The organism is Streptomyces sp. NPDC001985, from assembly GCF_040296845.1.
Classification (GTDB): domain Bacteria; phylum Actinomycetota; class Actinomycetes; order Streptomycetales; family Streptomycetaceae; genus Streptomyces.
Map to the genome: position 1 here is coordinate 47,502 of NZ_JBEOYB010000015.1, position 25,604 is coordinate 73,105.

At 73.4% G+C, this 25,604-nt stretch carries 24 protein-coding genes; 7 read left to right on the forward strand and 17 right to left on the reverse strand.

The genetic code is table 11. The features are described from left to right. Window positions 1–121 precede the first annotated feature (121 nt). From groL to ABT122_RS09230, 3 genes are all read right to left on the reverse strand, one after another. Window positions 122–1,747 (reverse strand): chaperonin GroEL, encoded by a 1,626-nt coding sequence (gene groL / locus ABT122_RS09220; RefSeq protein WP_351547747.1) that lies wholly within the window; start codon window positions 1,745–1,747, stop codon window positions 122–124. A gap of 133 nt (window positions 1,748–1,880) precedes the next feature. Further along, window positions 1,881–2,189: a co-chaperone GroES gene (gene groES, locus ABT122_RS09225; RefSeq protein ID WP_190121666.1), complete on the reverse strand. Its 309-nt coding sequence runs from the start codon at window positions 2,187–2,189 to the stop codon at window positions 1,881–1,883. A 480-nt stretch (window positions 2,190–2,669) separates the two neighbouring features. Beyond that, complete coding sequence (locus ABT122_RS09230; RefSeq protein WP_351547750.1) at window positions 2,670–3,593, reverse strand: polysaccharide deacetylase family protein; 924 nt, start codon at window positions 3,591–3,593, stop codon at window positions 2,670–2,672. Between the two features lie 121 nt (window positions 3,594–3,714). On the opposite strand from ABT122_RS09230, the gene ABT122_RS09235 reads away from it, so the two are divergent. Beyond that, window positions 3,715–4,905: a THUMP-like domain-containing protein gene (locus ABT122_RS09235; RefSeq protein ID WP_502976122.1), complete on the forward strand. Its 1,191-nt coding sequence runs from the start codon at window positions 3,715–3,717 to the stop codon at window positions 4,903–4,905. A gap of 54 nt (window positions 4,906–4,959) precedes the next feature. Here the strand turns inward: ABT122_RS09235 and ABT122_RS09240 are convergent, their stop codons facing one another. From ABT122_RS09240 to ABT122_RS09250, 3 genes are read right to left on the reverse strand one after another with little or no spacing between them, the layout of a single operon-like run. Beyond that, the gene (locus ABT122_RS09240) at window positions 4,960–6,198 is read right to left on the reverse strand and encodes an RNA polymerase sigma factor (RefSeq protein ID WP_351547756.1); all 1,239 of its coding nucleotides are present in this window, start codon (window positions 6,196–6,198) and stop codon (window positions 4,960–4,962) included. 46 nt (window positions 6,199–6,244) lie between these two features. Further along, window positions 6,245–6,601, reverse strand: a complete 357-nt coding sequence (locus tag ABT122_RS09245) for a YciI family protein (protein WP_351547759.1) — start codon at window positions 6,599–6,601, stop codon at window positions 6,245–6,247. A gap of 49 nt (window positions 6,602–6,650) precedes the next feature. Next, window positions 6,651–8,126: an MFS transporter gene (locus ABT122_RS09250; RefSeq protein WP_351547762.1), complete on the reverse strand. Its 1,476-nt coding sequence runs from the start codon at window positions 8,124–8,126 to the stop codon at window positions 6,651–6,653. Window positions 8,127–8,226: 100 nt separating this feature from the next. Between ABT122_RS09250 and ABT122_RS09255 the strand changes: the two genes are divergently transcribed. Further along, complete coding sequence (locus ABT122_RS09255) at window positions 8,227–8,895, forward strand: TetR/AcrR family transcriptional regulator (RefSeq protein WP_351547765.1); 669 nt, start codon at window positions 8,227–8,229, stop codon at window positions 8,893–8,895. 33 nt (window positions 8,896–8,928) lie between these two features. On the opposite strand, the gene ABT122_RS09260 is transcribed toward ABT122_RS09255, so the two are convergent. The 4 genes from ABT122_RS09260 to tsaB all read right to left on the reverse strand — a co-directional run bounded on the left by ABT122_RS09260 (window position 8,929) and on the right by tsaB (window position 11,517). Then, window positions 8,929–9,174: a hypothetical protein gene (locus tag ABT122_RS09260; protein WP_351547902.1), complete on the reverse strand. Its 246-nt coding sequence runs from the start codon at window positions 9,172–9,174 to the stop codon at window positions 8,929–8,931. A gap of 86 nt (window positions 9,175–9,260) precedes the next feature. After that, window positions 9,261–10,376: a tRNA (adenosine(37)-N6)-threonylcarbamoyltransferase complex transferase subunit TsaD gene (tsaD, locus tag ABT122_RS09265; RefSeq protein ID WP_351547768.1), complete on the reverse strand. Its 1,116-nt coding sequence runs from the start codon at window positions 10,374–10,376 to the stop codon at window positions 9,261–9,263. Next, window positions 10,376–10,828, reverse strand: a complete 453-nt coding sequence (rimI, locus tag ABT122_RS09270; protein ID WP_351547905.1) for a ribosomal protein S18-alanine N-acetyltransferase — start codon at window positions 10,826–10,828, stop codon at window positions 10,376–10,378. The genes tsaD and rimI overlap by 1 nt, the downstream gene beginning before the upstream one ends. 29 nt (window positions 10,829–10,857) lie before the next feature. Beyond that, window positions 10,858–11,517, reverse strand: coding sequence for a tRNA (adenosine(37)-N6)-threonylcarbamoyltransferase complex dimerization subunit type 1 TsaB (gene tsaB / locus ABT122_RS09275; protein WP_351547771.1), 660 nt, complete (start codon window positions 11,515–11,517; stop codon window positions 10,858–10,860). Window positions 11,518–11,629: 112 nt separating this feature from the next. Between tsaB and ABT122_RS09280 the strand changes: the two genes are divergently transcribed. Next, window positions 11,630–12,178, forward strand: coding sequence for a hypothetical protein (locus tag ABT122_RS09280; RefSeq protein WP_351547774.1), 549 nt, complete (start codon window positions 11,630–11,632; stop codon window positions 12,176–12,178). 82 nt (window positions 12,179–12,260) lie between these two features. Here the strand turns inward: ABT122_RS09280 and ABT122_RS09285 are convergent, their stop codons facing one another. From ABT122_RS09285 to ABT122_RS09305, 5 genes are all read right to left on the reverse strand, one after another. After that, window positions 12,261–12,434 (reverse strand): hypothetical protein, encoded by a 174-nt coding sequence (locus ABT122_RS09285; protein WP_351547777.1) that lies wholly within the window; start codon window positions 12,432–12,434, stop codon window positions 12,261–12,263. A 520-nt stretch (window positions 12,435–12,954) separates the two neighbouring features. Beyond that, on the reverse strand, window positions 12,955–13,464 hold the full coding sequence (tsaE, locus tag ABT122_RS09290) for a tRNA (adenosine(37)-N6)-threonylcarbamoyltransferase complex ATPase subunit type 1 TsaE (RefSeq protein WP_351547780.1): 510 nt from the start codon (window positions 13,462–13,464) through the stop codon (window positions 12,955–12,957). Then, window positions 13,436–14,650: an alpha/beta fold hydrolase gene (locus tag ABT122_RS09295; RefSeq protein WP_351547783.1), complete on the reverse strand. Its 1,215-nt coding sequence runs from the start codon at window positions 14,648–14,650 to the stop codon at window positions 13,436–13,438. Before ABT122_RS09295 ends, tsaE begins: the two co-directional genes overlap by 29 nt. Before the next feature lie 55 nt (window positions 14,651–14,705). Then, entirely contained in the window at window positions 14,706–15,866 is a 1,161-nt protein-coding gene (gene alr, locus ABT122_RS09300) for an alanine racemase (RefSeq protein ID WP_351547786.1), read from the reverse strand. A gap of 657 nt (window positions 15,867–16,523) precedes the next feature. Beyond that, on the reverse strand, window positions 16,524–17,966 hold the full coding sequence (locus tag ABT122_RS09305; RefSeq protein ID WP_351547789.1) for an NAD(P)H-hydrate dehydratase: 1,443 nt from the start codon (window positions 17,964–17,966) through the stop codon (window positions 16,524–16,526). A gap of 270 nt (window positions 17,967–18,236) precedes the next feature. Between ABT122_RS09305 and ABT122_RS09310 the strand changes: the two genes are divergently transcribed. Together ABT122_RS09310 and ABT122_RS09315 are read left to right on the forward strand one after the other, a co-directional pair. Further along, window positions 18,237–18,809: a hypothetical protein gene (locus tag ABT122_RS09310; RefSeq protein WP_351547792.1), complete on the forward strand. Its 573-nt coding sequence runs from the start codon at window positions 18,237–18,239 to the stop codon at window positions 18,807–18,809. A gap of 2 nt (window positions 18,810–18,811) precedes the next feature. Beyond that, a complete protein-coding gene (locus tag ABT122_RS09315) occupies window positions 18,812–20,971 on the forward strand; it encodes an endoglucanase (protein ID WP_351547794.1) in 2,160 nt (719 codons plus the stop codon). Window positions 20,972–21,001: 30 nt separating this feature from the next. Here ABT122_RS09315 and ABT122_RS09320 read toward each other — a convergent pair whose 3' ends face one another. Next, entirely contained in the window at window positions 21,002–21,964 is a 963-nt protein-coding gene (locus tag ABT122_RS09320; protein WP_351547796.1) for a DUF389 domain-containing protein, read from the reverse strand. 13 nt (window positions 21,965–21,977) lie between these two features. Then, window positions 21,978–23,009, reverse strand: a complete 1,032-nt coding sequence (gene coaA / locus ABT122_RS09325) for a type I pantothenate kinase (protein WP_451066874.1) — start codon at window positions 23,007–23,009, stop codon at window positions 21,978–21,980. 90 nt (window positions 23,010–23,099) lie between these two features. On the opposite strand from coaA, the gene glmS reads away from it, so the two are divergent. Continuing rightward, a complete protein-coding gene (glmS, locus tag ABT122_RS09330) occupies window positions 23,100–24,947 on the forward strand; it encodes a glutamine--fructose-6-phosphate transaminase (isomerizing) (protein ID WP_351547799.1) in 1,848 nt (615 codons plus the stop codon). Window positions 24,948–24,951: 4 nt separating this feature from the next. Next, on the forward strand, window positions 24,952–25,320 hold the full coding sequence (locus ABT122_RS09335) for a holo-ACP synthase (protein ID WP_351547802.1): 369 nt from the start codon (window positions 24,952–24,954) through the stop codon (window positions 25,318–25,320). The last annotated feature ends 284 nt before the right edge of the window (window positions 25,321–25,604 follow it).

Below are 25,604 nucleotides of genomic sequence, written 5' to 3' on the forward strand. Positions count from 1 at the left end.
CGGCCGGGCCGCACCCGGGCGGGCGGCCCTCGGCGGAACGGCACCGGGCCCGGTGTCCCCATGGCGGGGGCACCGGGCCCGGATGCGGTTCAGCGTGCCGCTACCGACGCGGAGTCATGCGTCAGTGGGAGTGGCCGTGGCCGCCGTGACCGGCGTCGCCCTCGTCCTCGGCCGGCTTCTCGACGACCAGGGTCTCGGTCGTGAGCAGCAGGGAGGCGATCGAGGCGGCGTTCTCCAGCGCGGAGCGGGTGACCTTGACCGGGTCGATGACGCCGGCCTTCACCAGGTCGCCGTACTCGCCGGTGGCGGCGTTGAAGCCCTGGCCCTTGTCCAGCTCGGCCACCTTGGAGGTGATCACATAGCCTTCGAGGCCGGCGTTCTCGGCGATCCAGCGCAGCGGCTCGACGGCGGCGCGGCGGACGACGGCGACACCGGTGGCCTCGTCGCCCTCCTTGCCGAGGTTGCCCTCCAGCACCTTGACGGCGTGGACGAGCGCGGAGCCACCACCGGAGACGATGCCCTCCTCGACCGCGGCGCGGGTCGCGGAGATGGCGTCCTCCAGACGGTGCTTCTTCTCCTTCAGCTCCACCTCGGTGGCGGCACCGACGCGGATCACGCAGACACCGCCGGCCAGCTTCGCCAGGCGCTCCTGGAGCTTCTCGCGGTCCCAGTCGGAGTCCGTGGACTCGATCTCGGCCTTGATCTGCGCGACGCGGCCGGTGATCTCCTCGGAGCTGCCGCCACCGTCGACGATGGTGGTGTCGTCCTTGGTGATGGTCACGCGGCGGGCGGAGCCCAGCACGTCCAGGCCGGCCTGGTCGAGCTTGAGGCCGACCTCCTCGGCGATGACGGTGGCGCCGGTGAGGACGGCCATGTCCTGGAGCATCGCCTTGCGGCGGTCGCCGAAGCCGGGGGCCTTGACGGCCACGGCGTTGAACGTGCCGCGGATCTTGTTGACGACCAGGGTGGAGAGCGCCTCGCCCTCGACATCCTCGGCGATGACCAGCAGCGGCTTGGAGCCACCCGCCTGGATGACCTTCTCCAGCAGCGGGAGCAGGTCCTGGATGGAGGAGATCTTGCCCTGGTTGATCAGGATGTACGGGTCGTCGAGGACGGCCTCCATACGCTCCTGGTCGGTGACCATGTACGGGGAGAGGTAGCCCTTGTCGAAGGCCATGCCCTCGGTGAAGTCCAGCTCCAGGCCGAAGGTGTTGGACTCCTCGACGGTGATGACACCGTCCTTGCCGACCTTGTCCATGGCCTCGCCGACCAGCTCGCCGACCTGCTGGTCCTGCGCGGAGAGCGCGGCGACGGCGGCGATGTCGGCCTTGTCCTCGATGGGACGGGCGGTCGCGAGGAGCTCCTCGGACACGGCCTTGACGGCGGCGTCGATGCCCTTCTTCAGGGACGACGGGGAGGCGCCGGCGGCGACGTTGCGCAGGCCCTCGCGGACCAGCGCCTGGGCCAGCACGGTGGCGGTGGTGGTGCCGTCACCAGCGATGTCGTTGGTCTTGGTGGCCACCTCCTTCACCAGCTGGGCGCCGAGGTTCTCGTACGGGTCGTCGAGCTCGACCTCGCGGGCGATGGTGACGCCGTCATTGGTGATGGTGGGGGCGCCGAACTTCTTGTCGATGACGACATTGCGGCCCTTGGGGCCGATGGTCACCTTCACGGTGTCGGCAAGCTTGTTGACGCCGCGCTCGAGGGCGCGACGGGCGTCCTCGTCGAACTTCAGGATCTTCGCCATGGAGCGTTTCAGTCCTCTTCGTGTACGAACCGCGCCCCCAGCGCCCGGGATATGACTGTCAGCGGGGGCCAGGGGCGCGGTTCACAAAACAAACGGGGTACGGAGACTCCGGGGCGAGCCCCGGTAATCCGACCTACTTCTCGATGATCGCGAGTACGTCGCGGGCCGAGAGGACGAGGTACTCCTCGCCGTTGTACTTCACCTCGGTGCCGCCGTACTTGCTGTACAGAACGACGTCGCCGGTCTTGACGTCGAGCGGCAGGCGCTCACCGTTCTCGAAGCGACCCGGGCCGACCGCGAGGACGACGCCCTCCTGGGGCTTCTCCTTCGCGGTGTCCGGGATGACCAGGCCAGAGGCCGTGGTCTGCTCGGCGTCGAGCGGCTGGACCACAATGCGGTCCTCAAGCGGCTTGATGGCAACCTTGGAGCTGGTGGTCGTCACGGTCCGACCTCCCCCTTCGGAGATCTCGGGGTTCATCTGTCTGAGTGGCGACCAGGTCGATCCGTCGTCGCGGGTGCCGGATCTGCCCGTCGCTGTGCTGGCACTCTCCGGTGGGGAGTGCCAGACCCGAGACTATGACCGCGGTTAGCACTCGGTCAAGCGGAGTGCCAATCCCGTGCGTCGATCCCGGCCCCGGGGGCGCGCCGTGCGGCGAGCCCCCGGGCCGGACCGGACCCGCACCGTGCGGGTCTCCCCGGGCCCGGGGTCCGCCCTCAAACGCCGGACGGGCCGGGATTTGCCCAGCTCGGGTGCGGGGGCCGCGCTCAGACACCGGACGAGCCGGAACTCACACCACGCGGGTCCCCCGGGCGCGGGGTCCGTCCTCAAACGCCGGACGGGCCGGGATTTACCCAGCTCCGGCACTCCCGGCACAGAGCAGTCCTCAGACGGCGGGACGGGCCGGGGCTCGGGCCGGCAGGGTCAGACGTAGTCCTCCAGGCGGGCCACCGCGTACCCCTTCTCCGTCACCGTCCTCATCACCTGGCGCACCATGTCCGCCATCGACCCCTCCCACTCATCCGTCCCCCTGAAGTGCGTCAGGATGATGTCCCCGGGATGCAGATCCCGATCCCACTCCCGCCACTCCATCCGGTCCGGGAACGCCTCCGCCGCCCACAGCGGCACCGCCTTCACCCCGCAGGCCCGGGCCGCGCGCAGGGTGTCCTGGTTGTAGTTGCCGTACGGCGGGCGGAAGAGCGGGGGGCGCGTGCCGTACAGCTTGGTGAGGTTGTCCTGCTGGCCGCAGATCTCCCGCTTCTGCGCGGCGTAGTCGAGGCCGGGCATGTAGCGGTGGTTGAGGGTGTGGTTGTGGAGCGAGACACCCAGGTCCCGCATCTCGCGGAAGTACCCGTAGTTGTCGTTGATCACATAGTCGCTGAGGAACGAGCTGTACGGGATCTGGAGCTCGGACATCATCCGCAGCAGCTCGGGGTCCTTCTCCCTGCCGTCGTCGATCGTCAGGAAGACCACCCGCTCGGTCACCGGCACGGTGGTGAAGACCGGCGGCAGATACTCGCCGCCCTCGACCTCGAACCCCTTGCGGGTGGTGATCTCGGGCTTGACGGCCGGCGGCGGGGGCGCCGTCAGCGGAGTGCGCTCCAGACCCCACTTCTGGGCGGCGGCGGCCCGGACGGCCTGGGCGCGCTTGCGGCTCTCGGCGCGTTCGGCGGGCGAGCCGCCCGGCCCGGCGGGGCCCGTCCGCTCGCCGGCCGACCGGCCGGGGGCGGCCCCCGCGCCCTCCCGGGGGCCGGGGGTCTCGGCCGCGCACGCCGAGCCGAGGAGGACGGCGAGCAGCGCCGCCGCCAGCGCACGGCGACGCCCCGCCCTCCCCACACCTTTACCCATCATTTTTACGTTTTGTCCGCTTAGCTGCATGGCGCCGCATCCTGTCAGCACGGACCCCGGAGATCCGGCCGACACCCGCCGGGGCGGGCGGACCGTCCCCCGCCTGGCCCACAATGGCCAGGTGAACGACGTCTCCCCGCTCCTCACCGACGAGGGCCAGGCCCTGCTCGCCGCACTCCGCGGCTTCGACCCCGCCCAGGAACTGGCCATCGCCACCCGGCTGCGCCGCGACCACCCGGCCGCGCTGGTCTCCGCCGCGCTGGGGCAGGCCCGGCTCCGGCAGCGCGCGGCGGCGAAGTTCGGCGAGCGGGACGCCCAGCGGATGTACTTCACGCCCGGCGGTGTCGAGCAGTCGACCCGTACCTCCGTCGCCGAGTACCGCGCCGGGCGGTTCGCCGCGCTGGGCGTGCGGAGCGTGGCGGATCTCTGCGCCGGTATCGGCGGGGACGCCATCGCGCTCGCCCGCGCCGGAATCCGGGTGCTGGCCGTGGACCGCGACCCGCTGACCGCCGCCGTCGCCCGCGCCAACGCGGACGCCCTCGGCCTGGCGGAGCTGATCGAGGTCCGCTGCGCCGATGTGACGGAGACCGATGTCTCGGCGTACGACGCGGTCTTCGTGGACCCGGCCCGGCGCGGCGGCCGGGGCAGGATCTTCGACCCGGAGGCGTACTCCCCGCCGCTCTCCTGGGCGATCGGCGCGGCCCGGACCCGTCCGCTCGCCGCACTGAAGATCGCCCCGGGCATTCCGCACGAGCTGGTGCCGGACGACTTCGACGCGGAGTGGATCTCGGACGGCGGCGATGTGAAGGAGGCGGTGCTCTGGTCGGGGGCGCGCGCGCCGGGCGCTCCCCCGGGCCCCGCGATCACCGCGACCCTGCTGCCCGGCCCGCACTCCCTCACCGGGCGCGGTCTGCCCGACCCGCCGGTCCGTCCGGTCGGCCGCTATCTGTACGAGCCGGACGGGGCGGTCATCCGGGCGCATCTGGTCGCGGAGGCCGCCGAGCGCCTGAACGCCGGGCTGATCGACGAGACGATCGCCTATCTCACCTCCGACGAGCTCCACCCGGGGCAGCCGTTCGTCACCGCGTACGAGATCACCGATGTGCTGCCCTTCCATCTGAAGCGGCTCAAGGCGCTGTTGCGCGAGCGCGAGGTGGGCGTGCTGACGGTGAAGAAGCGCGGTTCGGCGGTGGAGCCGGAGGAGCTGCGCCGCCGGGTGAAGCCCCAGGGGCGGAACGCGGCGACGGTCTTTCTGACCCGGGTGGCGGGGGCGCCGTCGATGCTCATCGGCCGCCCCGCCGGGGAGGGCTGAGCGGCCGTCACCCGCCGAGGGGCCGCCACCCGACTGAGCCGCCGTCAGCCGCCGTCAGCCGCCGAGGCCCTCCGCGCGGGCCCGGAGAAGTTCGCGCTCCCGTCCGTTGCGGGCCAGCTCCGCCGCGCGGCTGAACTCCGCGCGGGCCGCGGCCGTGCGGCCGAGCCGGGCCAGCAGATCGCCGCGGACGCTCGGCAGCAGGTGGTACTCCTTCAGCGCGGGCTCCTCCGCCAGCGCGTCGACCAGCGCGAGGCCCGCCTCCGGGCCGTCCGCCATCGAGACGGCCACCGCCCGGTTCAGCTCCACCACCGGCGACGGGACGAGGGCGGCCAGCTGCCCGTACAGCGTGGCGATCGTGCGCCAGTCGGTGTCCTCGTACCGGACGGCCCGGGCGTGGCAGGCGGCGATGGCGGCCTGGAGGACATACGGGCCCGGGGCGGCGCCCAGGGCTCCGGCGCGGGCGAGGGCGGCGTAGCCCCGGTGGATGAACGACTGGTTCCAGCGGGTGCGGTTCTGGTCGGCGAGCAGCACCGGGGCGCCGTCGGGGCCGGTGCGGGCGGCGGTCCGCGAGGCCTGGATCTCCAGCAGCGCCACCAGCCCGTGCACCTCGGGCTCCCGGGGCATCAGCCCCGCCAGCACCCGCCCCAGCCGCAGTGCGTCCTCGCAGAGGGCCGGGCGGAGCCAGTCGTCGCCGGCGGTCGCGGAGTACCCCTCGTTGAAGACCAGATAGATGACCTCCAGCACGGAGCCGAGGCGGGCCGCGCGGTCCGGCCCGTACGGCACCTCGAAGGGGACGCCGGCCTTCGCGAGGGTGCGTTTGGCGCGGACGATGCGCTGGGCGACGGTGGACTCGGCGGCCAGGTGCGCGCGGGCGATCTCCTCGGTGGTGAGCCCGCCGACCAGCCGCAGGGTGAGCGCGATCCGGGCCTCCGTGGAGAGCACCGGATGGCAGGCGGTGAAGATCAGCCGCAGTACGTCGTCGTCGATGGCGTCGATGGCGGTCGCCTCCGGCGGCGGTACGTCCTCCAGCGCCCGGCCGACCTGCGCGAGCTTGCGCGCATAGGTCTCCTTGCGCCGGACCAGGTCGATCGCGCGGTGTTTGGCGGTGGCCATGAGCCAGGCGCCCGGCCGCTCCGGGACGCCCGACTCGGGCCACTGCTCCAGCGCGGCGACCAGAGCGTCCTGCGCGATCTCCTCGGCGATGCCCACATCCCGGACGATCCGGGTGACACCGGCGATGATCCGCGCGGACTCGATCCTGAATACCGTCTCCACCGCGTTCGCTGCCGTCACCGGCTCATCAGAACAGGCGTCCGGCGGACGGGCAAACGAGCGGGCCTCAGCCCTCGACGATCTCCCGGATCTCGGAGGTGACGGTCCAGTACTCCTCGTGGACCTGGAGGAAGCGCCTGGTCCATTCGAGGACCTCGGCCTTGTCCTTCGCGCGCAGGATCGCGTACCCCCCGACGACCTCCTTGGTCTCGGTGAAGGGGCCGTCGGTGTAGCTGAGCTTCCCGTTCGACCAGGTGACCCTGGTGCCCTCCGAGGTCGGGGTGAGCCCGGCCGTCTCCAGCATGACGCCCGCCTCGGTCATCTCCGCGATGAGCGCGCCCATCCGCTCCATCAGCCCTTCGCTGATGCCCTCGGCGGGGACGTTCCGCTCGTCGACGCGGACCAGTGTCAGATAGCGCGGCATGGTGACTCCTCGGGTGGTTCCGTGAGCGGTGGGGCGGATTCCCCGCCGCTCACCCCTCTGTCGAACGGGAGACGGCCGGATCGACATCCCCTCCGGAATTCTTCGCGGAATTCCCTCCGGGGGCCACCGCCGCGGTCCGCTCCCGCCCCGGCAGCAGCGCGAGGGCGATCAGCGAGCCCGCGGCGAGCAGCCCGGCGCACACCCAGTAGGCGGTACGGTGCCCTTCCGCGAGCGCGGCGGGGCCGGTCGCCCCGCCGGTGGCGGAGGCCGCGACGGTCACCAGGACGGCCAGCCCCAGGGAGCCGCCGATCTGGCGGGCGCTGTTGAGCAGCCCGGAGGCCATGCCCGCCTCGGCGGGGGTCACCTCCGTGGTCGCGGCCGTGCCCAGCGGTACGAAGCTCATCCCTATGCCGAAGGCGCCGAGGAGCGAGGGGCCGAGGATGGAGCCGAGGAAGGTTCCGTCGGTGGTCGCCCCGGCGGCGAACCAGGCGAGCCCGGCGGACCCCAGCAGCCCGCCCAGGACGAGGAGGTTCCGCACGCCGGCGGTGGCCATCGCGCGGGCGGCGGTCAGCGAGCCGGCCACCACGCCCACACAGAAGGGCAGAAAGGCCAGCCCGGTGGTGGAGGCGTCGTAGCCGAGGACCTGCTGCATGTAGAGCGAGCAGAAGTAGAAGGCGGCGAACTGCCCCGAGCTGAGCAGCAGCGAGAAGACATTGGCGCCGAGGACCGGACGGACCCCGAGCAGCCCTATCCGCAGCAGCGGCTGCCGGACGCGCCGCTCCACCAGGACGAACACGGTGAGCAGCACGGCCGACGCGCCGAGTGTCGTCACGGTCTCGGGCGATGTCCACGGCCGGCTCTCGGTGCGGACGACCCCGAGGACCAGCAGCGACATGGCGCCGGTGATCAGCAGCGCGCCGGCCACGTCGAGGCGTGGTGCCGTGGCCCGGTCCCGGGTCGTGGGCAGTCCGCTGCGGGCGGTCGCCAGGAGCGCGAACAGGACGATGGGGACGTTCACCAGCATCACCGCGCGCCAGCCCGCGAGGTCGGTGAGCACTCCGCCCCCGAGCACTCCGACGGCCCCGCCGGCGGCGCTGGTCATGCCCCACAGGGCGAGCGCCCTGGAGCGGGCGGGCCCGGCCGCGTAGGCCATGGTGATCAGGGCGAAGGCGACGGGCGCGAGAGCCGCGGCGCCGACGCCCTGCACGGCGCGGGCGGCGATCAGCGCGCCCGGCGACTGCACCAGCCCGCCGGCGAGGCTGGCCAGGCCGAAGACGGCGAGCCCCGCGGTGAGGATGCGGCGGCTCCCGGCGATGTCGGTGAGCCGGCCGCCGAGCATCAGCAGTCCGCCGAAGGTGAGCGCGTAGGCGCCCACGACCCATTGGAGGCTGTCGGGCGTGAAGCCGAGATCGTCGCGCATATCGGGCAGCGCGACATTGACCACGGACAGGTCGAGCGCCACCATGAATTGCACGGTGAGCACCGCCGTCAGGACCCAACGCGCCGTCCGCGCCTGGTCGTTCATCAGTTCCCCCTCGCGTCGTCGATCCCTTCGGTCCCGCGGTCCGGCACATTACTATACGCGTATAGAAACTCTGAGGGCCCTGGCACGGGAGAATGCACAGGTGGTCGAAGGGGAGAAGAAGAAGCGAAGCGCGGGGCGCCCGCGCAGGCTCGACGCCGGGACGATCGTCGCCGCCGCGCGCCGCGTCATCGACGAGGAGGGGGTGGACGCCGTCTCCATGCGGCGGGTGGCCCGGGAGGTCGGCTCCACGCCGATGGCGCTCTACCACCACGTCCGGGACAAGGACGAGCTGCTGCTGCTCACCCTCTCCGGGGTCTCGACGGCCTTTCCCCGGCCGGAGCTGCCCGGCGATCCGCGCGAGCGGCTGCACACGGTCTCCCTGCACATGCACCGGGTGCTGAGCGAGATCCCCTGGGTGCTGAAGGTGCTGGCGCTCGGCGACCTCACCGACAGGCACGCGCTGTGGATCGCCGAGGAGATCATCGACAGCGCGATCGCGTGCGGACTGACCCCCGAGCAGGCGGTGCGGGCATACCGGACGATCTGGTACTTCGTCTACGGGGATCTGACCTTCCGGGCCGCCCTGGCGGAACGGGCCCGGGAGCCCGGGCGCAGACGGTACTTCCCCGAGACGCTCACCGAGGAGGACCGGGCGGAGCTGCCGCGCCTGACGGAGCTGGCCCCCCGCTGGGAGGAGCTGCGGAGCTACGACATCGGCGAGCAGCTCGCGGCGGTCATCGACGGACTGCTGGGCCGGGCAGCACGCTGAGCCCGGCCCGCCGGGTCCGGCGGGCGGCCCCGCTCACTCCGCGCCGAGGGACTCGAACCGCCAGCGGTGCACCGCGCGGGTGATCAGATCCGCCGACGGCTCCGGCAGCTCGGGCGGCTCCGCGCCCGGGTCGCCGGCCTCCCACCAGGTCATCACCAGCACCCGGTCCTGGGAGGCGCGGAAGGTCTCCCGGCGCAGCGGCCGGCGGGCCAGCTCCTGGGCGCGGGCCCACTCCAGCAGCTCGGCGCCCCGGCCCCGGACCGCGCGGGCCTCCCACATCAGCGTGACGACACCCGCACCGCCCGCGCCGGTCACCTCTGTCGTGCCCGTCGTGCCCGTCGTGCCCGTCGTGCCCGTCGTGCCCGTCATGAGTAGAGATTGTCCTTGCTGATCTCGTGCACATGGTCGTGGGTGTGGGTGTGGGTGTGCGGGTGGCCGTTTCCGGGGACATGGGTCTCCGTCACCGGCAGGGAGGAGTCGGCGGACAGCTCCAGATCCGACGCGGGGCGGTTTCTGGCCACCATCTCGGCACCCAGCGCCGCCACCATCGCGCCGTTGTCGGTGCAGAGCCCCGGCCGGGGCACCCGCAGCCGGATGCCCGCGCGCGCGCAGCGCTCCTGAGCGAGGGCCCGCAGCCGGGAGTTGGCCGCCACCCCGCCGCCGATCATCAGATGGTCGACGCCCTCGTCCACACAGGCCCGTACCGCCTTGCGGGTCAGCACATCGACCACGGCCTCCTGGAAGGACGCGGCCACGTCCCGGACCGGCACCTCCTCGCCCGCCGCGCGCCTGGCCTCGATCCAGCGGGCCACGGAGGTCTTCAGCCCGGAGAAGGAGAAGTCGTACGCCGGGTCGCGCGAGCCGGAGAGCCCGCGCGGGAAGGCGATGGCCCCCGGGTCGCCCTCGCGGGCCAGCCGGTCGATCACCGGACCGCCCGGGAAGCCGAGATCGAGCACCCGGGCGATCTTGTCGAAGGCCTCGCCGGCCGCGTCGTCGATGGTCGCGCCCAGCGGACGCACGTCACTGGTGATGTCGGGCGCGAGCAGCAGCGAGGAGTGGCCGCCGGAGACCAGCAGCGCCATCGTCGGCTCGGGGAGCTTCCCGTGTTCCAGCTGGTCGACGCAGATGTGCGAGGCCAGATGGTTCACCCCGTAGAGGGGCTTGCCCAGGGCGTACGCGTACGCCTTGGCCGCCGAGACGCCCACCAGCAGCGCGCCCGCGAGACCGGGGCCGGCCGTGACCGCGATGCCGTCGAGGTCGCGGGCGGAGACCCCGGCCTCCTTCAGCGCGCGCTCGATGGTGGGGACCATCGCCTCCAGATGCGCCCGGGAGGCGATCTCGGGGACCACCCCGCCGAAGCGGGCGTGCGTGTCCACGCTGGACGCGACGGCGTCGGCCAGCAGTGTCGTACCGCGCACGATGCCGACACCGGTCTCGTCGCAGGAGGTCTCGATACCGAGTACCAGCGGTTCGTCAGCCATCAGTAAACATTCCCTTGTACATGGAGCCGCATCACGAGCGCGTCGACATTGCCGGGCTGGTAGTAGCCGCGGCGGAAGCCCATGGGCTCGAAGCCGAAGCGCTCGTACAGCTTCTGGGCCCTGAGGTTGTCCACCCGCACTTCGAGGAAGACGTCCTCGCACTCGAAGGCGGTGGCGTGCCGGAGCAGATCGGTCAGGAGCCGGGCACCGAGTCCCGTGCCCCACTGTTCCCGGGCGACGGCGATCGTCTGGATGTCGCCCAGACCGCCGGCCGCCGCGAGACCGCCGTACCCGACGGTCTTCCCCTCGCACTCGGCGACGACATAGCGGCGGGTGGCGCGGGGGCCGCGGGCATGGGCGAGTTCGGACCAGAACATCCCGGGCGACCAGGCGTCCTCGGGGAAGAGGGCGTGTTCGAGATCGAGTACGGGTCCGAGGTCCCACCAGCGCATCTCGCGCAGCTCGGGGGCCGGAGCGTCGGTCACTGCGGGGTGACCACCTTGTAGTTCTTCGGCACCTGCGCGTCCGGCCTGCGCAGATACAGGGGCAGCGGGGGCAGGAACTCCTCCCCCGCGGCCAGTTTCGCCACGGCCAGCGAGGCCAGGGCGCCGGCCGAGACATGCTCGGGGTCCCGGGCGTCGGGGAAGGTCTCCGGGTAGAGCAGGGCGCCCGCGCCGACGGCGGGCAGCCGGGCGACCCGCTCGGCGATGTCGGCGGGCCGGTCGACGGAGGGGTCGCCGGCGCGCTCGCGCGGGGATTCGTACCTCGCCCAGTAGACCTCCTTGCGGCGGGCGTCCGTCGCCACCACGAAGGGGCCCTGGCCCTCCAGTCCCGAGGCGTACGCGAGAGCGTCCAGCGTGCACACCCCGTACACCGGTACGCCCAGGGCCGAGCCGAAGGTCGCGGCCGTCACCAGGCCGACCCGCAGTCCGGTGTACGGGCCGGGGCCGACGCCGGTCACCACGGCGGTGACGGCGTCCGGTTTCACCCCGGCCGCCGCGAGCACCCGGTCGACGGCGGGCAGCAGGAGCTCGCCGTGGCGGCGGGCGTCCACCCGGGTGGACTCGGCGACGACGGAGCTGCCGTCGTGGAGGGCGGCGGTGACGGCGGGGGTGGCGGTATCCACTGCGAGCAAGAGCACGCAAACAGCCTACGGCTCCGGCGCCCGGGGCACGGCGCCCCGGTGCGGGGGAGCCCGACTGCTAACGTCGCCGAAGACATAAACATTCAAAAGACTGCGAAAGGTGGACACGGTGGCACGGAGCAGTTCGGGACTGGTGGCCGGGCTCACGGCAGCCGCGCTGGCCACCGTGTGTTTCCTCGCGTATCAGGCGTCGGCGAACGCCCCCGCCGCCCTCGGCAAGGCCGGGTCCCCGAGCGCGTCCCCCTCGGCGAAGAGCCCCGCCAAGCCGAGGAACCCGCTGGCGCTGCCCGCGGACTCCGGCTCGGGGACCCGGGTCGTCTACGCGCTGGCCGAGCGGCGGGTGTGGCTGGTGACCGGGAGGAAGACGGTCGGCCGCACCTTCGCGGTGATGCCCTCGACGGTGCACCCCGCGCCGGGCACCTACTCGGTGACCTCCCGGTCGGGCCAGGTCTCCGGGTCGGACGGGGTCGCGATCGAGCACGTGGTGCGGTTCGCGAGCGCCGGCGACGTGGTGATCGGCTTCAGCGCGGCGGTGAACGGGGCGCTGGCCGAACCGGACCCGAGGAAGCGGACGGGCGGGGTGCGGATGCTGCGCTCGGACGGGGACGCGATGTGGAGGTTCGCGACGATCAGCACCAAGGTGGTCGTGGTGCCGTAGGCGCGGGCGCGCGGAAGTCGCTCGTACGCATGACGCGGGCTGTCCGGTTTGCCGGGTTACCCGGGTTGCCGGGTGCCGGGTTTCAGGCGGCGTCGCGCTGCTGGGCGGACGCGGCCGGGGGCGGGGTGGAGATCGCGGTGGCGGCGGCGCAGGAGGCGAGGAGGTCCTGCATGGAGGGGGGGCCGGGGACGAGGAGGACGGGGGCGGGTGAGGGGGTGGCGGGGTGCGGCCTGGGGGTGCGCTCGGGCGCTGACATGGGTGCCTCCTGGGGCGCGGGGGCGCAAGGCATCGTTAGGTTAGGCAGCCCTAACCTGTCTCTCCCTACCATAGGACCACGCACGGCACCCCCCACGCAACATTTTCCCGACATGGTGTCGGAATACTCCTCCCGGAGGGGGATTGAGGAGCGGGGTTCGGGGGTGCGGGGGGCGGGCCGCCGGCCGGAGGGCGCACCGTGCGGGCCCCTGTGGCGCGGGGTCCGTCCTCAAACGCCGGACGGGCTGAGGTTGCCCAACCCCGCCGGGGACGCCCCCCCCCGAAGCAACACCGGGAGCCACCGGCCCGGGGGCGCGCACAGAGTCACGTCCTCAAACACCGGACGGGCTGAGGTTGCCCAGCACCACCGGGGGACGCCCCCCGAGACGGCTCCGGGAGCCACCAGCCCGGGGGCGCACAGAGTCCCGCCCTCAAACACCGGACGGGCTGAGGTTGCCCAACCCCGCCGGGGGGACACCCTCCGGAGCAGCACCGGCCGGAGGGCGCGCCGGGTGGTGGGGTCAGAGGGTGGAGAGGGGGGTGGCGGACCAGCGGGGGCCGTACCCCCGCAGAGTGACCTCACGGCGGTCGTCCCCCGTATCCCCCACCACCCGGTGAATCACCACGTGCAACCGCTCCTCCGCCAGCCCCTCCACCTTCCCGTCCCCCCACTCGACCACCACCACCGACTCCGGCAGCGAGACATCCAGGTCGAGGTCCTCCATCTCGTCCAGCCCCCCGCCCAGCCGGTAGGCGTCCACATGCACCAGCGCGGGCCCGCCCACCAGTGACGGGTGGACACGGGCGATGACGAAGGTCGGCGAGGTGACCGCGCCGCGCACCCCCAGGCCCTCCCCCAGGCCCCGGGTCAGCGTGGTCTTCCCCGCGCCCAGCTCACCGGTGAGCATCACCAGATCGCCGGGGCGCAGCAGTTTCGCGAGCCGTCGCCCCAGCTCCTGCATGCGGGCGGGGGAGTCGACGGAGAGATGAGCGGCGGACGTCTCAGCCGCCGGGCTGTGCGGTGCTTCCATACGGGCCAACGTTAGCGGCTGACGGTACGGCCCCGACCCGCGCGAGCAGGTCGGCCAGCCGGTCGGTGACCGCCTCCGGGTGCTCCAGCATCACCAGGTGCCCGGCGTCGGGCACGATCACCAGTTCGGCGTCCGGCAGCAGATCGGCGATCGCCTCGCTGTGGGAGCTGGGGGTGACCAGGTCCCGGTCCCCGGAGAGGACCAGCACCGGCACCTCGTCGAGGACGCTGAGCGCGGCGGCGCTGTCGTGCTCGTCGAAGGCGGGGTAGAACTCGGCGACCACGTCGATGGGGGTGGACTCGATCATCCGCTCGGCGAACCGCACCACCGCCGCGTCCACCTCCTTCGAGGAGAAGGAGTACCGCTTGATCAGCCCGGCGAAGAGATCCGCGGTGGCCCGGCGCCCGCGCTCCACCAGCTCGGTCTGGGAGCCCAGCGCCCGCAGCACCCCGGGGAGCACCCGGCGCACCGCGTTGACCCCGGCGGCCGGGAGCCCGTAGTCGACCTCGCCGAGCCCGCCGCTGGAGGTGCCGACGAAGGCGACCCCGGCCACCCGGTCCCGTATCAGCTCGGGATACCGGCCGGCCAGCGCCATCACCGTCATCCCTCCCATGGAGTGCCCGACGAGCACCAGCGGCCCCTCGGGCGCCGCCGCCTCGATGACGGCCCTCAGATCCTGGCCGAGCCGGTCGATGGAGACGGGCACCCGGTCGGGGCCGGACTGGGAGACCCCTCGGGCGGAGCGCCCATGGCTGCGCTGGTCCCAGTGGACGGTGCGGACCAGTCCGCGCAGGGCGGCGCGCTGGAAGTGCCACGCGTCCTGGTTGAGGCAGTAGCCATGGCTGAAGACGACGGTGACCGGTGCCGGCTCGCGGCGGCCGAAGAGCCTGCGGCGGCGCGGCGAAGCGGCCCCGGGGTTGCCCTCCTCGATCTCGTCGACCTCGTAGTAGAGCTGGGTGCCGTCGTCGGCGAACGCCTTCCCGGGGGTGCCGCGCAGGGCGCCGTAGGGCCCCGAGGCGTCGAGGGCGAGCCGGGCCTTCCTCCGTACGCCCCGGCTGACGGTGAGCCGCTCGATCGCGACCCCGGCCGCCGCGCCCGCGGCGATCACGCCCAGGGCCGCCCCGGCGATGCCCGCCCGGCGCCAGTTGCCCGCCGGGAGAATGCCCCCTGTGGTGGTCTCGCTCACCGTGCCGCTCTCCTCGTCGTCGTGAACCGGCCGTCCGCGTCCGCACCCCCGCCGGTCAGTGGGCGGGGTCCCGGTCCCGGTGCAGATGGACCCGGGGGACCCGGGACCCGATCCGGGTGACGATCTCGTACGCGATGGTGTCGGCGGCCTGCGCCCAGTCCTCGGCGGTCGGCTCCCCCCGGGTCCCCGGACCGAAGATCAGGGCCTCGGCCCCCTCCTCGATCTTCTGCCCGCCGAGATCGACGACGAACTGGTCCATGGCGATCCGGCCGGCGGCCCGGTGCCACTCGCCGCCGACCAGGACCGGGCCCCGGCCCGAGGCGTGACGCGGGAGGCCGTCCCCGTACCCCACGGGGATGAGGCCGAGGGTGGTCTCCTCGGGGGTGATGTAGCGGTGGCCGTAGCTGACGCCGTGGCCCGCCGGGACGCCCTTCACCAGGGCGACGGAGGCGGCGAGCGTCATGACGGGGCGCAGCCCCAGCTCCTGATGGGTGCCCAGCTCGGGGCTGGGCGCGATGCCGTACATCGCGATACCGGGGCGGATCAGGTCGAAGTGGGTCTCGGGGAGGGTGAGGGTGGCCGCCGAGTTGGCCAGATGGCGCACCTCGGGGTCGATGCCCTCCCCCTCCGCGTACGCCACCATCGCGCGGAAGGCGGTGAGCTGACGGTCGATCGAGGGGTGGCCGGGTTCGTCGGCGCAGGCGAAGTGGGACCAGAGGCCGGTGACGACGGCGGTCCCCTCGGCCTCGGCGGCGCGGGCGGCGGCCACCAGCTCGGGCCAGTCGGCGGGCTGGCAGCCGTTGCGCCCGAGACCGGTGTCGGCCTTGAGCTGGATACGGGCGGGCCGGCCGGCCTCCCGCGCGGCGGCGGTGACCTCGGCGAGCGCCCACATCCCGCTCACCGACATGTCGAGACCGGCCTCGATGCCCTCGCGCCAGGGGTCCCCCGGTGTCCACAGCCAGCACATGATCCGCCCCGGGACCCCGGCCGCGCGGAGCGCCAGCGCCTCCTGCGGGGTGGCGGTGCCGACCCACTGGGCCCCGGCCTCGATGGCCGCGAGGGCGCAGGGCAGCGCGCCGTGCCCGTATCCGTCCGACTTCACCACGGCCATCAGGGCGGCCTGGGGCGCGCGGGCGCGCAGTGAGCGCACATTGGCGCGCAGCGCGGCGAGATCGATCTCGGCACGGACTCGGATGGGCGGTGGTGTCCTGGTCATCGGCCCCAGTCTCTCAGAGCCCTCGGACAGCTCCGCCGCGACAGGTCCCGTTTCCCCGGGCCAGGGGTGTGCCGGGGCCGGCCCGCTCCTCCCCCGGGCGTGCCCCGGCGCGGCCTCGGCGGAAGGACCCGGGCAGCCGGACGTGTCCAGCCCGCCCGGCGCTGGGGCCCCTCGCAGCCGGCACAGCAGCGGCCTCCGGACCCAGGGCCGCACCTCCCCAGGGGCACGTCCACGGAGAAAGCCGGCCGGGACGTGTCCAGCCCGCCCACAGCTCAGGAACGACCCCTCGCGGCCGGTGCACCAGCGGCCTCCGGCCCCCAGGGGCACCTCCGCGGAAGGGCCCCGGCCCGACACACCCAGCCCGCCCGGCGCCTGAGGGCCCCCGCAGCCGGGGCACCCGCGCCCCAGGGGCCGGGCGGGCCCGGGCGGGGCCCGGCCGGGACACCAGCGGCCTCCGGACCCAGGGGCACCTCCGCGGAGGAACCCCCGCCCGATACACCCAGCCCGCCCGGCGCTTGAGGGCCCCCGCAGCCGGGGCACCCGCGCCCCAGGGGCCGGGCGGGCCCGGGCGGGGCCCGGTCCCAGGGGGCGGCCGTGTCCGCTCCGAGGAGTGTTCCCCGCACGGCGGGGACCCCGGCCCGGCACCGGCCGGAGGCGTCACCCCCCTCCGCGTACGTCCCTCCACGCGCCGGACAGCGCCTCCGCCACCTCGTACGACGTGATAGGGACGCCCGTCGCGGAGACATGGCGGGCGGCGAGTCCGTGGAGGTAGGCGGCGGCCGAGCCGGCGTCGAGGGGGTGCAGGCCGGCGGCGAGGAGGGAGCCCGCGAGCCCGGAGAGGACATCCCCGCTGCCCGCGGTCGCGAGCCAGGGGGTGCCCATCGGGTTCACCCGCACCGGGACTCCGGCTGCGGGCGCGGCGACCAGCGTGGTCGAGCCCTTGAGCAGCACCGTCGCCCCGTAGCGCGCGGCCAGTTCGCGCACGGAGTCCAGCCGCGACGCCTCCACCTCCTCGCGGGCGACACCGAGGAGGGCCGCGGCCTCCCCGGCGTGCGGGGTCAGCAGCGTGGGCGCGGCCCGGTCCCGTACCGCCCCGGGCTCCAGCAGCCGCAGTCCGTCCGCGTCGACCAGGACCGGGACGCCGGAGGCGAGGACATCGGCGAGGGCGGCGGCGTCCTCGCCGAGGCCGGGGCCGGCGACCCAGGCCTGGACCCGGCCCGCCTTCGCGGGCGGGCCCTGGTGCACCAGGGTCTCGGGGAAGCGGGCGATCACCGCGTCGGCCGCGTGGCCGACGTACCGCACCGCGCCGGCGCCGCCGCGCAGGGCGCCCGCGACGGCGAGGACCGCCGCGCCCGGGTAGCGGGCGGACCCGGCGACGACCCCGACGACCCCGCGCCGGTACTTGTCGCTCCCGCCGGTGGGTTCGGGCAGGAGGTGGGCGACGTCCTCGTGCTGGAGCGCCTCCAGCTCGGGCACGGACGGCAGATGCGGTTCGAGGCCGATGGGGGTCAGCCGTACGGTCCCGGCGCACTCCCGCGCGGGGTCGATCATCAGGGCCGGTTTGTGGGCGCCGAAGGTGACCGTCAGATCCGCGCGCAGCGCCTCGCCGCGCACCTCGCCACTGTCGGCCTCGACGCCGCTGGGCAGGTCGACGGCGACGACAACGGCGTCGGAGCCCCGGGCGGCGCGGGCGACCGGCACCGCCTCGGGGCGCAGCCCGCCCCGGCCGCCGATGCCGGTGATCCCGTCGAGGACCAGATCGGCCGAGGCCAGGACCTCGAAGGGGTCGTCGGCGACCCGTCCGCCGGCGGTGGTGAGGGCGGTGAGCCCGCCGGGGTGGGTGCGGTCGGGGGCGAGCAGCACCGCGCTGACACCGGCGCCCCGGCGGGCCAGCAGGGCCCCGGCGATGAGCGCGTCACCGCCGTTGGCCCCGGCGCCGACGAGGAGGACGACTCTCGCCCCGTACACCCGGCCGAGCACTCCGGCGCAGGCGGCGGCGAGCCCGGCGGCGGCGCGCCGCATCAGCGCGCCCTCCGGCAGCCGTGCCATCAGCTCGGCCTCGGCGGTCCTGACGGTCTCCACGCGGTAAGCGGTACGCATGGTGCCGAGTCTGCCGCAGGAGCGGGCTTCCCGCTCCGGGGGCGCGGAAGCGCGCCGGCGGGACGGGCGGAGGCGCGCCGGCGGGGCGGGGCCGGGCAACGGGGCGGTCCGGAGGCGGAGTTGCCCCGGGTCCGGCGGGGCGGCCGGGACCGCCGCGAGGCCGGACGGCGGGGCCGGCGCCAGGGTTGACGCGACCTCAGATCGAACTTAGGTTTGCCTTACCTAAGCGGACACTCGGTGTGTGTCCGCCTACCGAAAGGTGTCCTCTTCATGCGCCCTGCCGTCCGCACCGTCTCCCGCGCCGCTGTCGCCCTGGCCGGAGCCGGAGCCCTCACCCTGGGCCTGGCCTCCTCCGCGTCCGCCGCCACCGTGAACCGCACGGTCACCGACGGCGGCGCCACCTACAGCCTCTCGGTGACCGCGCCGTCCACGGCCCCGGCCGCCGGCGCCAATGTCACGGTCAGCGGCACCGGTTACAACCAGGCGCAGGGCATCTACGTCGGCCTGTGCGCGGTGCCCGCGGGCGTCGACGTCACCAACCAGGCCACCTGGAACAGCAAGCCCACCCCCTGTCTGGGCGGCCAGGACGAGAGCGGCTCCACCGGCGCCTCCCACTGGATCAACAACCAGTGGTACTGGATGTCCCCGAACAACTCCTCCCCCTACTCCCCGGGCGCCGGCAACACCGGCGCCTTCTCGGTGAACATCCACGTCAAGGCCAGGATCAGCGCCTCGGTCACCTGCGGCCAGGCGGGCGTCACCTGCGCCGTCGTCACCCGCGCCGACCACTTCGACAGCAACGACCGCAAGTACGACGTCTATGTCCCGGTGACCTTCTCCTGACCATGTCCACGCTCATCAGCAGAACCCTGCGCGGAGCCCTGCGGGGACGAGGAGCCGTGGCCGCCGCGCTGCTGCTCGTGGCGGGACTGACCGCCGCGGGCCCGGCGCGCGCGGCCGGCGCCGGCGAGGCCACCGGCCCCACCGGGCAGAAGCTCTCCGCCGACGCGACCAAGGACCTCGATCCGACCGGCCACCGGGTGACCGTGACCGGCTCGGGATACGACCCGGGCCAGGGCGTCTATCTCGCGGTCTGTGTGATCGGGAAGGCCGGGGAGGCGCCGAGCCCCTGCCTCGGCGGCATGGATCTCTCCGGGGCGTCCGGCTCCTCCATCTGGATCTCCAACAACCCGCCGGAGTACGCCAAGGACCTGGTCCGGCCCTTCACCGTCAAGGACGGCAAGGGCGGGTTCACCTTCGATCTGACCGTCAAGATCAAGGACAGCGGCGCCGACTGCACGGAGAAGAACTGCGCGATCGTCACCCGCTCCGACCACACGGACAGCTCCGACCGCCGGCAGGACGTGATCATCCCCATCACCTTCGGCGCCATGGCCCCGCCCCGGCCCGAGGTCCCGCCCGGGACCGTCCGGCACGCCGAGGTGCGCCGGATCGCCCCGCCGAGCGGAGGGGTGCAGGACGCCGAGGTGGACCCGGTGGCGCGCCGGGTCTGGGTCAGCAGTGCCGACACCTCCGCGTACTGGCTGACGTCCTACGACACCGGGACCGGCGCGATGGTCGGCGAGCCGGTCGAGCTGCCCTCCCACGCCGGGGTGATGGCGCTCGACACGGCATCCGGCACGCTGCACCTCGGGTTCTCCGACCGGATCGCGACCTACGACACCAGGACCGGTGTACTCACCGACGACCGGACGCCCCGGGTGGCGCAGAGCGTCGGCCACGTGGCGGTCGACCCGGGCACCGGCCGGCTCTATGTCGCCAACCAGAACCGCGCGGAACCGGCGGTCACCGTCTGGGACACCGGGAAGTGGAAGCCGGTCGGCGAACCCGCCCGGCTCGCCTTCCCCGCGTTCGGCCTGGCCGTCGACACCAAGAGGCACATCGGGTACGCGGTCCACGTCGGCAACGTCCGGAACCCGGAGACCGGGCAGTTCACCTTCAGCAACACCCTCGACGGGATCGACGGCTCCACCGGGAGACTCGCCACGACCCTCAGCCTCGGCACCACCGCGCTGGGCAGCCAGGGCGTGGCCGTGGACCCGGAGACCGGGACGGGGTACGTCGCCAATATCGCGGCCGGCTCCGTCCTCACCGTGGATCTGGAGGCGAACAGGGTGACGGGTTCGGTGGTGGTGGGCGGCAACCCGAAGTCCCTGGCGTACGACTCCGGGACCGGCACGCTCTACGCGGCCCAGACCACGGCCGGCACGGTCGCCGTCGTGGACCTCGCGCGAGACCGGGTCGTCCAAGTGCTGGAGACCGGGAAGCGGCCGAACGCGCTGGCCCTGGACCAGCGGAACCACACCCTGTTCACGGTCGCCGAGGGCATCGGGAAGATCGTCCAGACCCAGCGCCAGGTCTCGCCGGGGGTGACCGGGGAGCCCGCGCCCGTCACGGTGCGGGCCGGGCAGCAGGCGGTGCTCAAGGCCGCGGGCGAGGGGACGCCGGCGCCCGGCGCGAGCTGGGAGGTGAGCACCGACGAGGGGCGGAGCTGGCAGCCGATCGCGTGGTCGATCGGGACGGAGCTGAGCTTCCGGGCGACGGTGGAGCACAGCGGGAACCGTTACCGGGCGGTCTTCTCCAACCCGGTCGGGAGCACCCGCACGGCGGGTGTGGAGCTGACCGTGACGCCGGCCCCCGAACCCTCGCCGAGCGGCCCGGACCCGGGCCCCGGGACCGGCCCGGAGCCGTCACCGGAGCCCTCGCCGAGCGGCACGGAAGCGGAGCCGGACCCCGGGTCCAGCGCGCCGGAGACGGAGACGGAGACAGCGACGGAGACGGGCGCCGGCAGGAGCGGTGACCCGATCACGTCCCCGGCCGGAACCGGAGGCGGGCCCGGCGCCGGGGACGGCACCTCCGCCCAGGGCGGCGGCAGCCTGGCCGCCACCGGGACGGATCTGCTGAGGTACGGCATCGCGGCGGCCGTCCTCATGGCCCTGGGCACCGCGGCCGTGATCCTGCGCCGCAGGGCCGCCCCGGTGTAGGGCCTCCCGACCGGCTCGGCCCCCTCCCGCTCATCGGCCGGGAGGGGGCCGAGTCGCGTCCGGGGACCTCGTCCCCGAGGTGCGGGACCACAGGAGCTTCTGGACCAGCAGGGTGAGCGTCCCCGCCAGGACGATCCCCAGAAGGTTCAGCAGCAGCTGCTCCACCGACCCCCAGGCCTGCCGGTACTCCTCGAAACTGAAGGCCACCGCCGCGTTCGCCGCCGCCGGCACCGTCGTCACCGAGATCGCCACCCCCACCAGCGCCCCCGACTTCGCCGATGTCAGCGAGAGCGTCCCCGCCACCCCGGCCAGCACCGCCACCACGAACGAGAACAGATCCGGCTGCCAGATGAAGCTGGTGTTGGGCCGGTCCGCCTCCAGCATCGACGCCTCGAACAGCCCCCACCACTCCATCACCTGGCTGAACCCCACCGTGATCAGCATGGCCAGCAGGAACCCCGCCACCACCGCCACCAGCGACCGCCACACCAGCCGGGGAGCGCGCCGCACCACCCCCGTGCAGAACCCGGCCAGCGGGCCGAACTCCGGGCCGACCGCCATGGCGCCGACGATCAGGATCGCGTTGTCCAGCACCACCCCGCACGCCGCGATCATCGTCGCCAGCGCCAGGAAGGCGATATAGGTGACGGAGAGCGTGGACTCCTCATGGGTCGCGTCCTCCAGGTGCTCCCAGAGCACCGCGTCCGCGCCCTCCCCCGGAGCCTCCTCCTCCGCCCGGTCCGCGCGCTTCGACAGCGACAGATCGATGTTCTCGACGGCGATCGAGCCGCAGTCGTCGATCCCCAGCTCGCGCAGCGCGCCGATCAGCTCGTCGCCCGCCTCCCGCGCCACATCGCACATCACCAGATCGCCCAGCGGATCGCGGGCGGCCCCGGGCACCACGGCCACATGGGCGGTGCCCACGGTCTCCTCCACCAGGCGCAGCACCTCGGCGGTGCGGTCGGCCGGGGTGATCAGACGCAGATGCAGCACTCGGCGGTCCCCTTCAGAGCTTGCGCAGCGACAGCCGCTGGACCGTGTGGTCCGGGCCCTTGCGGAGGACCAGTGTGGCGCGGCCCCGGGTGGGGGCCACGTTCTCCAGGAGGTTCGGCTTGTTGATGGTGCGCCACATGGTCCGCGCGTACTCCATCGCCTCCGCCTCCGACACCTGCGTGTACTTCCGGAAGTACGAGAACGGGTTCTGGAACGCCGTCTCCCGCAGCTGCCGGAACCGGCTCAGATACCACCGCTCGATGTCCTCGGCCCGCGCGTCCACGTACACGGAGAAGTCGAAGTAGTCCGCGAGGGCGACCCTGGTGCGCCCGTCGCTCCCCGGCAGCGCCGGCTGGAGGACATTGAGGCCCTCCACGATCAGGATGTCGGGCCGCCGCACCGTGAGCCGCTCACCGGGCACGATGTCGTAGAGCAGATGCGAGTAGACCGGCGCGGTGACCTCGTCCTTGCCCGCCTTGATGTCCGCGACGAAGCGGGTCAGCGCGCGCCGGTCGAAGGACTCGGGGAAACCCTTCCGGGACATCAGCCCCCGCGCCTTCAGCTCCTTCATCGGCAGCAGAAAGCCGTCCGTGGTGACCAGCTCCACCCGGGGGTGCTCCGGCCACCGCGCCAGCAGGGCCTGGAGGATGCGGGCGACCGTCGACTTGCCGACGGCCACCGACCCGGCGACCCCTATGACGAAGGGCGTGCCGCGCTGCTCGCCCTGGCCGCTCCCGGCGTCCCCGAGGAAGGTGTTCAGCGCGCCCCGCAGCTCCCCGGTGGCCTGGACATAGAGGTTGAGCAGCCGGGAGAGCGGCAGATAGACATCCCGCACCTCGTCCAGGTCGATCACGTCCCCGAGCCCGCGCAGCCGCTCGACCTCCTCGGCGGTGAGGGGGAGCGGGGTCTTGTCGCGCAGGGCGCTCCACTGAGCGCGGGTGAGGTCGACATAGGGCGTCGGCCCGTGTTCCGCGCGGCGCGGGGTGCCGTGCGAGGCGCTCGGCGTGCCCTGCGTGCCCGGTGTGCTCTGTGGCGGCGAAGAGATCACCTTCACATTGTCGGGGGTGCCGCCGGGGGCGCACCCGTTCCGGGTGGTGTGCTCGGTCACGCGGCGCCGCCGCCGTAGGCTGCCGACATGTGCGGAATTGTGGGATACGTCGGTGGGCAGTCGGCGCTCGATGTGGTGATGGCGGGCCTGCGGCGGCTGGAGTACCGGGGGTACGACTCGGCCGGTGCGGCCGTGCTCTCCGACGGCGGGCTGGCCTCGGCCAGGAAGGCCGGGAAGCTCGTCAATCTGGAGAAGGAGCTGAAGGACCGGCCGCTGCCCGCCGGCTCCACCGGCATCGGGCACACGCGCTGGGCCACCCACGGCGCCCCCACCGACGCCAACGCCCATCCGCATCTGGACAACGCGGGCCGGGTCGCCGTCGTCCACAACGGCATCATCGAGAACTTCGCACGGCTCCGCGCCGAGCTGGCCGGGCGCGGGCACCGGCTGCGCTCCGAGACGGACACGGAGGCGGTCTCGCATCTGCTGGCCGAGGCGTTCTCGGCGTGCGGGGATCTGGCGGAGGCGATGCGGCAGGTGTGCCGGCGGCTGGAGGGCGCCTTCACGCTGGTCGCGGTGCACGCGGACGAGCCGGGTGTGGTGGTCGGCGCGCGCCGGAACTCGCCGCTGGTGGTGGGCGTTGGGGAGGGTGAGTCCTTTCTCGCGTCGGATGTGGCCGCGTTCATCGCCCATACGAGGTCCGCGATCGAGCTGGGTCAGGACCAGGTGGTGGAGCTGCGGCGGGACGGCGTGCGGGTCACCGGCTTCGACGGCGCTCCGGCGGATGTGCGGTCGTACCACGTGGACTGGGACGCATCGGCCGCGGAGAAGGGGGGTCATGATCACTTCATGCTCAAGGAGATCGCCGAGCAGCCCCGGGCCATGGCCGATACGCTCCTCGGCCGGGTCGACGACACGGGGTCGCTGACGCTCGACGAGGTGCGCATCCCGGTCTCCGCGCTGCGGGAGGCCACCAAGGTCGTCGTCGTGGCGTGCGGGACCGCCTTCCACGCCGGACTGATCGCGAAGTACGCCGTCGAGCACTGGGCCCGGGTCCCGTGCGAGGTGGAGCTGGCGAGCGAGTTCCGCTACCGGGACCCCATCCTGGACCGGCGGACGCTGGTGATCGCGATCTCCCAGTCCGGGGAGACCATGGACACCCTGATGGCGCTGCGCCACGCGCGGGAGCAGGGCGCCCGGGTGCTCGCGGTCTGCAACACCAACGGGTCCACGATCCCCCGGGAGTCGGACGCGGTGCTCTACACGCACGCGGGGCCCGAGGTCGCCGTCGCGTCCACCAAGGCGTTTCTGACCCAGCTCGTGGCCTGCTATCTGGTGGCGCTGTATCTGGGGCAGACGCGCGGCGCCCGGACCCCGGCCGAGGTCCGGGCCGTCATCCGCGAACTGGCGGAGGTCCCGGAGGCGGTGGCGCGGCTGCTGGGCACCATGGAGCCGGTGCGGGAGCTGGCGCGTTCGCTGGCCGGGAAGGACACGGTGCTCTTCCTCGGGCGCCATGTGGGCCATCCGGTGGCGCTGGAGGGGGCGCTGAAGCTGAAGGAGCTGGCGTACATGCACGCGGAGGGGTTCGCGGCGGGAGAGCTGAAGCACGGGCCGATCGCGCTGATCGAGGAGGATCTGCCGGTGGTGGTGGTGATGCCGTCGCCGTGCGGAGGGCCGGTGCTGCACGACAAACTGATCTCCAACATCCAGGAGATCCGGGCGCGGGGCGCGCGGACGATCGTGATCGCGGAGGAGGGGGACGAGGAGGTGGTGCCGTACGCGGACCATCTGGTCCGGGTGCCGGCGGTGCCGGCGCTGCTCCAGCCGCTGGTGGCGACCGTGCCCCTGCAGGTCTTCGCGTGCGAGCTGGCGACCGCGCGCGGCAATGAGGTCGACCAGCCGAGGAATCTGGCCAAGTCGGTGACGGTGGAGTGAGCGGATGATCATTGGGGTGGGGATCGATGTCGCGGAGATCGACCGGTTCGCGGCGTCGCTGAGACGGACACCCGGGCTGGCGGCCCGGCTCTTCCTGGAGCGGGAGCTGCTGCTGCCCAGCGGGGAGCGGCGCGGCTATGCCTCGCTGGCGGCGCGTTTCGCCGCGAAGGAAGCGGTGGCGAAGGCGCTGGGCGCGCCGGCGGGGCTGCACTGGACGGACGCGGAGGTGTACGTGGAGGAGAGCGGGAGGCCGAGGCTGCGGGTGTCGGGGACGGTGGCGGCGAGGGCGGAGGCGCTGGGGGTGAGGTCGTGGCACATCTCGCTGAGCCATGACGCCGGGGTGGCCTCGGCGGTGGTCATCGCCGAGTCCTGACCCTCGCGCCTCAAACGCCGGCGAGGCTGAGTTTCCCGACCCGCCCGGCGATTGAGGACAGCTTCCGCCGCACAGGTGCCCGAGCACCCAAAACCCAGCCCGTCCGGCGATTGAGGACGGCTTCCGCCGCACAAGTGCCCGAGCACCCAAAACCCAGCCCGTCCGGCGCTTGAGGACGGACCCCGTGCCACAGAACCCCGCACCATACAAGCCCCGGTCAGGGCTCCGCCCCGAACCCCGCGCCTCAAACGCCGGCGAGGCTGAGGTTTCCCAGCCCGCCCGGC